A 12,075-nucleotide genomic window follows, 5' to 3' on the forward strand; every position below is an offset into this window, starting at 1 on the left:
TCCTATTGCTGCACATAGAGTCGTGTTTGTTTAAATCTCTGTCCCTCAAATTCATGCGGAAGCAAGATAAGACCGGACTAGCAAATAAAATAAGGTACCAAAGCGAAGTACACACACTACAAAACCTGAAGGTTTGAGATTTGACAATGCTAGAGGCTCTTGAAATAACGGGGGATGCGGATTTGGTAGAGATAGAGCCGGATAAAGCAGAAACTAGAACAGATCGGGTGCTCGTCTTCATAGACCATGAGAATGAAACCATTTACTTGTGGAGGGGTAGCAAGGCAAGTGTCTTCAAGAAGCTCAACGGTACAAGAGTGATTGCCAGATTAAGCCACAAGTACCCGAATTACAGAATCAAGCCTATTGCAGAAGGACGGGAGCCGGCTGCATTCAAGAGTCTACTCAAGAGGCGCTAGTTCCAGATGCTCATCTCGCGAAGCTGACTACCATACGTAGATGCGTTAGAAGGTGTAGGATAGATGGCCATTGATTTGCGGGCTTATCTGCGTCTTATCCGAAATATCACGAGGGGTCTCATCACGAGAACCAAGATCATAGCCGCTCTTAATCATGATGAATGGAAGACCGTATCAGAAATTGCCAGTGAAGTCGAAGTCGGGCCAAGTACAGTAAGATATCATCTCAAAAATATGCAGAAAGAAGAGATTGTTAAGAAAGAAGAAGACGGTCCTGGCTGGAGACTTGAAGAAGGACAGAAGAAAATAACCGATTGGGTTCCATCTTCCGAGAAGGACAAAGCGGAATCGGAATGAGCTATTTCAAATATATGCATTATTTTTTATGGGGCACATGAAGATGAATGATGTGCATCCATTATGCCTGATACCGTTGTAGGGTCAATTCAAATAACTACAGAACGTAGCATCCAAGTTAAGGAGATAACAGGTTCAATACATCAGTGGTTGCGGGAGAATCGGGCAGATGAGGGCATATTGACAATCTCAAGCAAACACACGACAGCTGGTGTAACCATAAACGAGGCAGAATCGGGATTGATGCGCGATATAGAAAATCATCTGAAGGAATTAGTGCCTCGCAACAAAGGCTACGAACACGATAGAGTTGACAATAACGCTCACGCACATCTGATGACTTCACTTATCGGGTCGACGGAATCTGTCCCAGTAAAATCAAGTGAATTAGTACTCGGAACCTGGCAACGCATTTTATTCGTCGAATGCGACGGGCCCAGAAGCAGGAGTGTCAGCTTGGCATTTGTTGGACGGCTAACGTCCTAGCTGTGCATCGATTCTATTGCATTGGTGAATCAGTCGGAACAAGATACTGTCCGTGGATAGCACCGCTTTTCTGCTGGCTGTATTTGTGTCGCACCGTTGGAAAAGTCTCTTTCATTAGTTTGTGCACTTCGCGTTTCTTGATGTTGTTCTCTTTGTACCGCACTGTCACCTTCACGAATTTCCAGCCATGCATTCTTACATCAATAACCTGCACAGCATTTTCTTTGAATCGCTTCTCAGTATCTTCAAGGAAATTCTCGACGTTTTCTGCATTCTTCGCAATATTTGATTGAGCACTCATTTCTTCCTCTTCCCTGTTTTTTCTCTCATCTCTTCCAAGGAGGATCTATGATTTGAACTTCATCCTCTTTGGTTGCCAACTACTCTTGAGACAAATAACCGCCTTATCAATAGCCTGCTTCTTGCAGTTGAATGGTTGTTGGATATAAGAAACCTGTGAATCATATCCTAATCTCACCACACACCCATTCACGAAATCCCATCTGGCATGAATTATGAGCGGTACTTGAAAAGTGCTACTTCATGTCCTTCCATGAATTCCCATTCACCTTTCATCCCCTGGGAAAGAGCCCCCACCTCAATGTGTAGCATGGCGATACCACAATCCAATCGTCGTTCCTTCAGGTTCTTTTCATATCTGTCAGCGACGCTAACCTTCACTCCCTCAGGTTCAATACTGAATCTCCAGGGCTGCCTGTTTGCAGCTGAGGGAGCAAGTCGGGCCAACTCCAAGCAATACTGTAGGCGTTCATCCTGTTCTGTTGGTTCATTCACCATCAATTCATCGAGAGGCTTTCGGTTACGGGACCCTGTTGCCTTTTTCAACACCTTCTCGGAAATTGTCAAGTCATTCTTGGCATGTCCAACAGGCGTAACAGCCAGTACTGCTTCATTCGGTTCGATATCGATCCGTAGTTCTGCGTCAGTTTGTTTCAGCCAGCCGCCAATCCAACATGTATCAAGACCCATTGTGGTAGCTTCCAAAATCAGACCTTCACCAGTATAGCCCAGTGCAGCATAGCCGTTCGGATCCGTTTCATCAACAATGAAAGCCATGTATGCCTGAGCGCCAGAGATTTTACCAAAGGGTCCGATTGCTCCTCGCACTATTTGTTCGGGGGATTCTTCAACAAGCAGGCTTCGAACACTCCCAAAAGGCTGAAACTCCTCACAGAATTGTCTCAAGTGCGAGGCAGCTTCACCTTCGAGCTGCTTTTCGCGGTATTTTCTTCGAGAATGTCTTGCTGAGATTGCTTCTGCCCATCGTTCTGCCGGAATCTTCATGTCATACCTAAAATGAAATCCACCTTTATACTTGTGGTCTACATAATCCCGCTATGCATATAATGCACTATTTTACAGGAATATGGTGCATACAATTCATAAATTTCATAAGTATAAATTATAGAATGATACATGAGTAAGGAGGATATGGAGAATGGCGAGGACAGATGAGAGTATAAAAAAAGACGTGGCTGATTACCTGTATTGGGACGACCGCGTTGATTCGTCCGACATCAGTATCACAGTGGATCACGGAGAGGTTACCCTCGAAGGAACTGTTGCAGACTATACCTCTTCGAAGAACGCTGTGCTTGATGCTTGGGACGCTGAGGGTGTGACCAAAGTCGAGAACAATCTCGATGTAGAGATTCCGACCGAGGTTACCGTTCCAACCGACTCGGAGATTGAATCCAACATCAAGAACATGCTGGAATGGAACTCCAGTATTGATGCTTCAGAAATCGACGTAGATGTCTCAGCTGGTGTTGTTACGCTCGACGGTACAGTCGATGCATACTGGAAGAAGCTGAGAGCTGAAGATGTTGCGTCGAGAGCCACTGGCGTACTCAATGTCGCCAATGAGCTCGCTGTTGTTCCAACTGAGGATGTCCTTGACAAGGCCATTGCAGAAGACGTTGTCTCAGCACTTGAGACCAAGTTCACTGTCAACGCGGATGATGTTGACGTGAAGGTAGAAGAAGGCGTTGTAACCTTGTCAGGAACTCTGCCAAGTTGGACCTCATACCGTTCAGCAATGGACGCGGCTGAGAATACCCTTGGCGTCACTGACGTCGTCGATCAGCTTGTCATCGAATAAGCTGACTAATCAGAGCATGGAAGGGGTTTCACCCTTCCAGCAGTCTATTTTCTTTTATTTTCATCTGGCACCCAGATACTATCGTACCCCGGTCCAATCTCAGTTACCCATCTTGTTTTTTCTAAGCATCACAACGATTATCACAACCACTATAGCAGCTGCCGAGGCACCGACCACTAGTAATAAACTATCATCGAGTTCCACAGGTGGGGGTGTGGTTGTTGTAGATGCTGTGGTTGTGGTGGTAGTAGAGGTTTCCGTTGTTGTTCCAGTGGTAGTGGTTGTTGTTGTTGTGGTGCTTTCCATCAGTACCGTCACCATGACAGTATCCTTGCCGGTATTTCCAACTTCGTCAGCAAACACCACCGTATAGTTGAAGGTACCAAGAGAAAGCTGATCTAGGTCGACGGTCACAACCTCATCCGAGTCAGTCCAATCACCAGTATCGTACAGGCTCCCGTTCTTGTAGATGGTATATGAGTACGGATGCACATCGCTTGCGCTCCAAGCTATTTCATGCCCGCTCGTGCCCTCGTAGAAACTGATATCCTCCACAGCTTCAACAGCCGGGTCGGTACCATCCACCAGAAATGTGAAATTGGCGTAAGCGGAGTTTGATGCTTGATCTTTGGCATAGACATGCAACGTATGCCACCCATCACCCGCAATCATTGGAATCGAGGGGAACCACGTAGCAGTTTCGTTTGAAGAGGCATCGTCCCAGTGATAGAATACATCTTCAGGATTGTTTTCGGTTAGGCTAAGATTCACCAAAACTCCTGGCGCTTGTAGTGTACCGTTTGCTGGTGCTGTTAAGGAAATAGTCGGTGCGTCATTATCCAACTCGAAAATGTAATGCTTGTGTCGCCAGTATCCCCATGTATCATTAGCATAGACGTGTAGATGTTTGTTTCCAACGACACCATTGATTGTTGTTTGATAGGGTTCTGACCAAGTATGATTGCTGACACCCCAACTATAGAAGACAGTATCAGTATCGTCATCCGTAACGTCTACGTCCAGTAGCGTTCCATCTTGGACCACGCTGTTATTGGCTGGTGTAGTGAGGACTATCGCCGGAGGATCATCGGTTGTGAATACGTAAAGCGCTGAATCCTCTTTTCCGCCGGTGTCATTGACGTAGACTCTTAGAGTATGACTCTCTTCTCCGGTCGGTTGTATTGCAGTATACGGATCTGTGAGGGTTGTATTATCCGCACCATCCCAACTTGCTAGGACAGTGTGTACCATATCAAAGTCATCATCCACTGAAAGCTGAATCTCCCATCCACTTGGAACAACCGTTTCATTAGCAATTTCATAAAGCGATATCGTCGGTGGATTGTCTGGCGCAAAAACAAAGAGGGCTGATGCATCGTTGCCCCCAGTATCATTGGTATATACATTCAAGATATGATTACTATCCCCAGTTGGAACTGTCGCCGTATATGGATAGGTAAGAGTCGCATTAGCCCCACCATTCCAGCTTGCCAACACCGTGTCTATCAGTCCGAAATTGTCTTCCACTGAAAGTGGGATATCCCCTGCACTTGGTTGAACTGACTCATTGGTTATTCCCGATAACGTAATCGTCGGGCTTTCGGTGTCTATGCCGAAACAAGTCAGGAATCCATCTTCATTTCCACCATAGCTTTCTTGCAAAGCATGTGTAGTCGGGAAATCGGATGATTCAGTGATTCCCACGACAGTGATATTGCCATTCCACCATCCTAGTACGTCTCTACCTTCATCTAAACCGCTTCCGCCCAGATAAGTTGAGAAAGTAAGCGATGTGAGGTCTGTCGTGAGGTTTACAACGAATGCATCGAGGGGCCCTGCAAACGAGTCGTCGAAAGCCGAAACAGTCGGAAAATCGTTCGACATCGTCCATCCAGTAGCAAAGACACCTTTTCCGCCTATCTCATCTGTCACGTCGATACCGTAAATACGATCATCTTCAGAACCACCAATGTAGGTGCCTGCCAAAAGGCTAGTACCATCACCTGAGAGCTTCACTAGGAATCCATCTCGATACGAATAACCTGTGTCATATGATCCACCCGTAACAGGAAAGTCGTCCGAATACGTCTGACCACCAACATATACAAAGTAATCATCGGAATCGAAATCGTATTCCAAAGCGATATCATGTGCGACATCGGTGTCTCCTCCACCTACATAGGTGCTCCAATTCAAAGAGTCTCCAGTTGGGTTAAGCTTTGTAACAAAGACATCCTCTTGCCACCCATCAAGGTCCCTATCGTATGCTCCAACGGTTGTTGGAAAATCGTTTGATTCTGTACAACCTGTAACGTAAGCATGTCCGGTTTCGATAACCTCGATGCCAAAACCGGAGAAAGATGGAGAATTGAGCTCGTGGCCATCCCCACCCAGATAAGTAGAGAAATTCAGTCCGCCAGTACTATTGAACCGAGCAACGAAAGCATCGTTACTTCCACCCTGGTAACTGGTCTGATAGGCGCCAGCAGTCACTGGAAAGTCATTAGAAACCGTATAGCCAACAATGTAAGGACTATAGTAGCCAACCGTCTCTCCACTCCACGCAATTGAGATGTCGAATGCTTCATCATTTTCTGAGCCACCCAAATAACTCCCGTATAGTAGCCCATTTCCAGTGGAATTCAATTTGGCGACAAATGCATCACCTGCACTTGCGCGACTGCTCTGGTAGGCGTCATCGGTCGTTGGAAAATTCGTGGATGCTGTCTCACCCGTTATATAGACGTCTGTTATATCGTCAACTGCAATACCACGTCCCCATTCGCCGTAATTCCCACCTACGAATGTACTATAGACCAAGCCCCCTGTAGTGTTTATCTTGCAAACAACAGCATCAGTCTGAGCGGGATCTTCATCATATCCATTTTTGACTGGGAAACCACTGGCACCCGTTCCGATAAGATAGACATACTGCCCACCTTCGCCATAAGCAATGTCAACGATTCGGTCTAGGCTGCTGCCACCCAGGTAGGTGCTGATTGGGATATTCCAAGGATCAATGATGAGAGTTCGAGTTCTATCATAAGCGGAAACATCGAAGCCATACGTCCCACGGTCAATCCTCCTGAACTGCGAAGGAACCTCTTCACCGTTTTTCAAAAACGAAACCAAACCAGTATCTTCCAAAATCGACTTTCCGCCTGTTTCCGAGAAGATGGTCACGGTGCTCCTGTCAACGTGGATTGAAGCTTCATCTCCAACTGAGAGATGGATATCACTGGGATCTCCACCGGGTCTGACAATGAACTCGTATTTCAGTCCTTTTTCAGTCATGAAATAGCGTAAGTCGATATTCTCGTACAGATCAGGATACCAGATTTCCTGATACGCAGGAACATTCGTGAACCTCTCGTCGCCAATGAAGTAGTTGCTTTCGTGTGTGCTCTTCTTCTTGCCAATCGGTTGACAAGCATCGCCACCCTCGAAGAACAACTCCATCGTTTTGTATGTTCCTTCATCGCGCACAGCAAATGTGACTTTGGATACTGAGAACGCAACTGACAGGCGACTGGAGGTATGATAGAACGAAATATCCGGACTTCCTCCCTGGCCGAGGTTCTTCACAAATCCTGCGAAGGGAATGGACTCGGGAATCTGTCTACGAGAACGCTCCACGATATTACGCAAAGGCGACTGGTCTGTCCTGTCATACCTTTCGCTAATCTTTGGACGCGAACTATCAATTTTCTGCTGCTCAGGATACGTAATCCCAGAGCCACTAGCTCCAATGGTTACAAACGGAGCCAGCAATAGCAGAAAGGTTCCAAATAGTAAAACTCGTGATGGCCTATGCAAAGGTGATGGCATCTCCTACTCCTTTTCAAATGTCAAAGGTCAAGATTGTAGCCGAATCATTAGTAATAAGTATTATCGGGACCTAAACTCAACAATAGGCCATTTGCACAAGTATATATGGACACAGGAGACGAGGTTGTTATACAGAGCAGCATTGTGTTAGGTCTAGATTCGGTATAGGATGTTAGTAACATTTTTTCTGATTCTGATCATCTCAATGAGAGTTGACTCAATGCTGAAAATTAACTCTGTACAATAGGCGAAACAACAATGGTAAAAGGTACAGTTAAGTGGTTCAATTCAAGGAAGAATTTTGGTTTTATTGAGCGAGAAGAAGGCGAAGACGTCTTCGTTCACGCTTCAGCAATCCAGAGCAATCGGTTTCTCTCAGAGGGAGACAGAGTTGTATTCGAGACTGAAGAGAGCCCAAGAGGACTACGAGCAGTTAATGTGGTTCTTGAAGATGAGGCAGATGAGGTATAGACAAGCGTAGAAGTACTACAAACGATATTCAAACTCATCTCAGAACACCATGCTCGCGGATATCCGTGAGCACTACTATTTTTCTTTTTATTCTCAAACTCAATTCACGGCATTACAGAATTTTGTAGCAGGATTCAACCATCGTTCTTCCCCCTCAGCCGAGAGTATGACAGGCATGCCGTCGTGTATCCGTGCCACAGTCTTGTTCGGTGTGGTTGTGGCGAAGGTCACGCTGTACACGGTACGCTCACCATCTTCCGAGTTCCATGTCTCATAGATGCCAGGGAAAGCAAAGAGATCTCTGCTCTTCAGGTGGAAATAGAAGGGTGTCTTCTCGCCGATTCTTCCAGAATAGAGCCCAAACAGCTACTCCCAACAAGATAATGATGCCTGAAAATACAAATATACCTAGAATTGCACATATAGTTGTATCGAAAAGCTCAGGGGCAGCTCGAGGCGGGATTATTGCGAACCGCCGCGTTTCAGAGAAGGGTCCTACTTCAGAGGAATTTGCGGAACGAACACGCCAGAACCAGAAGCCTTCATCAAGGTCTGTACCAGGGGTAAAGGAAGTAGTCTCCAAGTCTGTACGCTCAATGACATTTGGTGATGTGAAATTCTCGGTCATATCTATCTGGATAGTGTAACTTGTTGCGTTCTCGACTGGAGCCCAGGAAAACGTAGGGCGGGTTTCGTCAGTGGCAATCTCGTGTTCGGGAGAAATCAGTTGTGGGGGTGGTAAGGAGCTACTCAGAATCAAAGCATATCTACTCTCCATAGGTGCGTGCGAAAGTGGCGAGGTAAGACCCGATACTAAGTTGAGAATACCAACGGATAGCAAAATCACAAGGCAAAGCGCCAAGAATCTTCTGGATTCGCGCCTCTTTGAGTTCAAATCATACAACTCTCCAATTCAGCTATGTTCCTCATTTGGTGACGTATATCACGTGTTATCTATGAATACATAGTGTTGGTCTTTATTGATGGTTACATCCACCTCACTTGGCACTGTAAAAGAGCCTTGTGATTGATAGAATTCAACCCAACTGTCCCAGTGACCTGATGGATATCCATCGGAAGCATAGGCTTTAGTGTCCTGGAATTTCAAATCATTATCGGGAGCGTCTTGGACGAGGCCCTCCTCAAATAAGGTGAAGGATCGGCGAGTGTAAAAACCAACCTTAACCCAATCATCTAGTACAAAATAATTCCCACCAGTTTCAGCGGTTCGCGTATATTCTAAATACCCTTGAACATACATATTGAAGGTTATATAACCATCATCAGCTATCATTTCGAATGTATAATACCAGCCCTTATGCAGTTGTGGACCCCCGTGGGTGTGATATGTATACTCACCCCACCAGTTATGTTCCGTCCAGCTCCATATCAAATAGTAATCACCAGAATAGGCTCCAAAGCCAATTTGATCATAGCTAGCCCCAGGGGCATCTATACACGATAGTAGGGCATAATATCTCCACTCCGAACGATCTCCGGTACTTGGGATTTTGATTGTCGTTTGGATCCTGACAGCTCTTTCAGAGACCCACCAAGGAGGAGTACTTCCAGCCCACCAACGATCAAGAGACTGCGAAGACAGAGCAATTGCATCTGGGGGTGCGAGTTGCGTATGGTTGGTTCCTTGAGTCGCAACGAATCCCATGCTAAGCAGAATCCCGATTACGAAGCATGTAGTGACTAGGTATTTCTTCAATTCTCGGTAACTCAATATTGAATCCCCTTTGACCTACCTAATAGTATTAATAATTGTTTGCTTATAAATATTTTGTTAAATATTGTATAGCTAATACTATTATTATTATAAAACGATAGTTATAAGCTATAGACTGAAGGACAAAATACAGCAAAATCAATGGAAAGTGATTATGGGTCGGAACCTATTTACTCCCGGCACCGATACAAAGATTGTCTTTCAACTCAGAATAGAACTCCAGGGGAGTGGGAATCAGTGCAGAGATTCAATTTTGGATTTCGCGAATGAATATCCAATGCAAATTCCGACAATTATCAACTACGTACTTGAGAAAACCCAGACAGCTATGCGCTGATTCGAAAAAACAGAAAAGGAACTTCAAAACGTAGAACCATCGAGCCTTTTTGATGGGGAAATGTCAGAGCGATATTATGATGAGATATTCGATACTTGGAGTCTTCATCTGAAAGAAAATACATATCTTTTGTCATTAAAGTAATTTAGAGACATTTGAAATCCCTCAAATCAAGAGAAGCGATTTACTTTACGGTCATTCCCCTCGAGAATGAGATTATGAAGGATGAGAATGTCTATGTATTGAGTTTGCTAGATGACAGGTCACAGTTAAATCCGATAATTGCAAAGTTGGAATCCAACTAGAGAGGTAAGTCCGTGCTATAATGAAGATTAACGTATTCTCTGGTTTCCTTGAGAATAGCTACAAAAGTACAAAGCTAAGGATATCTCGGTAGATGGATGGCGAGAGCAAGCTCATGCATATCGTGGATATCCACAGTCATCGCCTCTGCAAAGCCTCAACAATAGCCTCGCTGATGAGGTCATCAAGGGGTTTAGGTTCAACAGGAACAGTCACTATCCTTGTGACCAGTATCAACCCGTCATCTCTGTTTAGATCGTGCGGGAAGCCCTCTCGCCAGCAATCGTCTATGTGCAGCTCCTGCAAGTACTGAGGGATGTCCTCAAGTACAGGCCTGCCAGTAAGCGGGATGTTCCCCATCCCCACACGCATCACAGCGGTCTGGAATGCCTCGGTACTACCCCATGAATGAACATGTCCTAACCGCGAAGAGCTCCACGGTGCAGGAAGGTCGATTTCATCAAGCGGTACGGAACGCAGATAGTGCCTTGTCTGCTTACCTTTCACTGATTCCGTCACGAAAGCCATGGCAGCCCTACAGCCCAAGCTCTTAGCAACGTTCAACCTGTGGATGCCATCGGCTACTGCGTACTGGGGATAACTCCTCGTGTGGGGGTTCAGCGAAAGCCGGGGCAGATGGTCAGCAATCGGGACAACCCACACCCGTTGATCTCCTTCAACAAGCTCGGACCTGTCTGTCTTTCCATGCCTACTGCTTGAGAAGTACCGGGCGGTCAGCGTGATATGTTCCTCGTAGAAATCGGAGACGACCTGTGCACTATCAAACTCGTACTTGATATGCCCGCTGAAAGCTGTGTGGATGATGGCTCCATTATCGTACGTCACATGCGCGGTCATGTTTTTCCCGGCAATACCGAATGTATAGGGAAGCGCGGTGCCAAAAACCACCGTGATTTGTTTCAGTCGGTCTGCACCAAATTCCACCCTTGAGCCTCCATGCATCACTTCAAAACTATACCCGCTGGTGTCTGGATATTTCTCTACATCGATCGAGTACGATAACGAGCTGTCGTTGACGAAACTGATATTGATGGTCATGTCATCTCCACCAACACTGATGATGAAACTACTCTCGTCATCATGCTGAGCTTCATAGTGTTCATGCATTCGAGGCACAAACAGCATGAAGGTGCCCACGCCCACGGCTGCTGCCAGAATCAGGACCACGATGATACCTTTCTTCTGCCCGCCGTCCATGTCACTCAGCTCCTTGGCCCTGTTGCCAGGCATCATATTTGATCCTATCAAGGCCCTAGACGCGTCTTATCTGCAGCAGCTCTAGATGCAGCACGAATCATATTTTCGGTCTGCTCGCCTCGGATAATAGTAGCGGTGATATGCAATTATATGGGGTGTAATTTCCTTCTTGGCTTTACGATGATTTGAATGGAAACATAGAAAAGAATGAGTGTATGTGCTTAACAAAGAGGAGTTTCGCATGCAACCTCAATTTACAATTAACATTCCAGGGGTAATATCTTTTATCATTCTGTTGGCAGTGCTTTTGCTGGTATTGGGGTTTGGCGAGAAATCCAATCTACAGAAACGAAGGAATATGATTGGAGCAGGAACAATACTAATTGGCGTGGTTGTGATCTTAGGCCCTTTGTCGTTCTACATGTATCTCATTACTGCAGTGAGCTTGGTGCTCGGTGTCTCTGACATCCTGCTGCTGTCTCTTAGCTCCGTCCTTGGTGGTGCAATCCTTGCAGCTGGATTCATGAATCTCACAAGACCCGTAGAGAAAGAAGAACCCACCCCGTTCTAAGCATTGTTGGAGTTCATGCATCAGACACGCTGGCTGGGATATGCTGAGGATGGAGGCACTGTTTCTCTGACATTCCGTCTCCACTATGCGTTACCTCTAGTTCACACTCCGAGGATATAACCACATCTCCTTGGTCAACGTAGTAGGCGGCCCGGAATTCGTCAACACCATGCATAAAGATGCCACAATCGTAGGAACCATCCTCAAACTCATTGAACCAGATGAACC

General features: G+C 45.9%; 13 protein-coding genes. 6 read left to right on the forward strand and 7 right to left on the reverse strand.

Annotated elements, in window-relative coordinates; all coding sequences use genetic code 11:
* Nucleotides 1-140 precede the first annotated feature (140 nt).
* The 3 genes from GF309_15565 (at nt 141) to GF309_15575 (ending at nt 1,262) form a co-directional block, all read left to right on the forward strand.
* Complete coding sequence (locus GF309_15565) at nt 141-419, forward strand: hypothetical protein (protein MBD3160195.1); 279 nt, start codon at nt 141-143, stop codon at nt 417-419.
* A 63-nt stretch (nt 420-482) separates the two neighbouring features.
* The gene (locus tag GF309_15570; GenBank protein MBD3160196.1) at nt 483-776 is read left to right on the forward strand and encodes an ArsR family transcriptional regulator; all 294 of its coding nucleotides are present in this window, start codon (nt 483-485) and stop codon (nt 774-776) included.
* A gap of 63 nt (nt 777-839) precedes the next feature.
* On the forward strand, nt 840-1,262 hold the full coding sequence (locus GF309_15575) for a YjbQ family protein (GenBank protein MBD3160197.1): 423 nt from the start codon (nt 840-842) through the stop codon (nt 1,260-1,262).
* A gap of 13 nt (nt 1,263-1,275) precedes the next feature.
* Here GF309_15575 and GF309_15580 read toward each other — a convergent pair whose 3' ends face one another.
* Together GF309_15580 and GF309_15585 are read right to left on the reverse strand one after the other, a co-directional pair.
* The gene (locus tag GF309_15580) at nt 1,276-1,563 is read right to left on the reverse strand and encodes a hypothetical protein (GenBank protein MBD3160198.1); all 288 of its coding nucleotides are present in this window, start codon (nt 1,561-1,563) and stop codon (nt 1,276-1,278) included.
* 212 nt (nt 1,564-1,775) lie between these two features.
* A complete protein-coding gene (locus GF309_15585; GenBank protein MBD3160199.1) occupies nt 1,776-2,567 on the reverse strand; it encodes a nitroreductase in 792 nt (263 codons plus the stop codon).
* 154 nt (nt 2,568-2,721) lie between these two features.
* Here GF309_15585 and GF309_15590 point away from each other — a divergent pair, with 154 nt between their 5' ends.
* The gene (locus tag GF309_15590; protein MBD3160200.1) at nt 2,722-3,384 is read left to right on the forward strand and encodes a BON domain-containing protein; all 663 of its coding nucleotides are present in this window, start codon (nt 2,722-2,724) and stop codon (nt 3,382-3,384) included.
* 99 nt (nt 3,385-3,483) lie between these two features.
* Here the strand turns inward: GF309_15590 and GF309_15595 are convergent, their stop codons facing one another.
* Nucleotides 3,484-7,212, reverse strand: a complete 3,729-nt coding sequence (locus GF309_15595) for a hypothetical protein (GenBank protein MBD3160201.1) — start codon at nt 7,210-7,212, stop codon at nt 3,484-3,486.
* A gap of 258 nt (nt 7,213-7,470) precedes the next feature.
* Here GF309_15595 and GF309_15600 point away from each other — a divergent pair, with 258 nt between their 5' ends.
* Nucleotides 7,471-7,683, forward strand: coding sequence for a cold-shock protein (locus GF309_15600; protein MBD3160202.1), 213 nt, complete (start codon nt 7,471-7,473; stop codon nt 7,681-7,683).
* Between the two features lie 99 nt (nt 7,684-7,782).
* On the opposite strand, the gene GF309_15605 is transcribed toward GF309_15600, so the two are convergent.
* The 4 genes from GF309_15605 to GF309_15620 form a co-directional block, all read right to left on the reverse strand.
* Nucleotides 7,783-8,049 (reverse strand): hypothetical protein, encoded by a 267-nt coding sequence (locus GF309_15605; GenBank protein ID MBD3160203.1) that lies wholly within the window; start codon nt 8,047-8,049, stop codon nt 7,783-7,785.
* Nucleotides 7,955-8,578 (reverse strand): hypothetical protein, encoded by a 624-nt coding sequence (locus GF309_15610; protein ID MBD3160204.1) that lies wholly within the window; start codon nt 8,576-8,578, stop codon nt 7,955-7,957. Before GF309_15610 ends, GF309_15605 begins: the two co-directional genes overlap by 95 nt.
* A 48-nt stretch (nt 8,579-8,626) precedes the next feature.
* Complete coding sequence (locus GF309_15615; protein ID MBD3160205.1) at nt 8,627-9,415, reverse strand: hypothetical protein; 789 nt, start codon at nt 9,413-9,415, stop codon at nt 8,627-8,629.
* A gap of 781 nt (nt 9,416-10,196) precedes the next feature.
* The gene (locus GF309_15620) at nt 10,197-11,309 is read right to left on the reverse strand and encodes a hypothetical protein (protein ID MBD3160206.1); all 1,113 of its coding nucleotides are present in this window, start codon (nt 11,307-11,309) and stop codon (nt 10,197-10,199) included.
* A 208-nt stretch (nt 11,310-11,517) separates the two neighbouring features.
* Between GF309_15620 and GF309_15625 the strand changes: the two genes are divergently transcribed.
* Complete coding sequence (locus tag GF309_15625) at nt 11,518-11,847, forward strand: hypothetical protein (GenBank protein MBD3160207.1); 330 nt, start codon at nt 11,518-11,520, stop codon at nt 11,845-11,847.
* The last annotated feature ends 228 nt before the right edge of the window (nt 11,848-12,075 follow it).

The sequence above is a fragment of the Candidatus Lokiarchaeota archaeon genome, assembly GCA_014730275.1.
GTDB lineage: Archaea > Asgardarchaeota > Thorarchaeia > Thorarchaeales > Thorarchaeaceae > WJIL01.

What these genes read in the sequence shown, in the direction of transcription:
- GF309_15570 (MBD3160196.1), top strand. Translation starts at nt 483, where the DNA reads ATGGCCATTGATTTGCGGGCTTATCTGCGTCTTATCCGAAATATCACG.
- GF309_15575 (MBD3160197.1), top strand. Translation starts at nt 840, where the DNA reads ATGCCTGATACCGTTGTAGGGTCAATTCAAATAACTACAGAACGTAGC.
- GF309_15580 (MBD3160198.1), bottom strand. Translation starts at nt 1,563, where the DNA reads ATGAGTGCTCAATCAAATATTGCGAAGAATGCAGAAAACGTCGAGAAT.
- GF309_15585 (MBD3160199.1), bottom strand. Translation starts at nt 2,567, where the DNA reads ATGAAGATTCCGGCAGAACGATGGGCAGAAGCAATCTCAGCAAGACAT.
- GF309_15590 (MBD3160200.1), top strand. Translation starts at nt 2,722, where the DNA reads ATGGCGAGGACAGATGAGAGTATAAAAAAAGACGTGGCTGATTACCTG.
- GF309_15595 (MBD3160201.1), bottom strand. Translation starts at nt 7,212, where the DNA reads ATGCCATCACCTTTGCATAGGCCATCACGAGTTTTACTATTTGGAACC.
- GF309_15600 (MBD3160202.1), top strand. Translation starts at nt 7,471, where the DNA reads ATGGTAAAAGGTACAGTTAAGTGGTTCAATTCAAGGAAGAATTTTGGT.
- GF309_15620 (MBD3160206.1), bottom strand. Translation starts at nt 11,309, where the DNA reads ATGCCTGGCAACAGGGCCAAGGAGCTGAGTGACATGGACGGCGGGCAG.
- GF309_15625 (MBD3160207.1), top strand. Translation starts at nt 11,518, where the DNA reads ATGCAACCTCAATTTACAATTAACATTCCAGGGGTAATATCTTTTATC.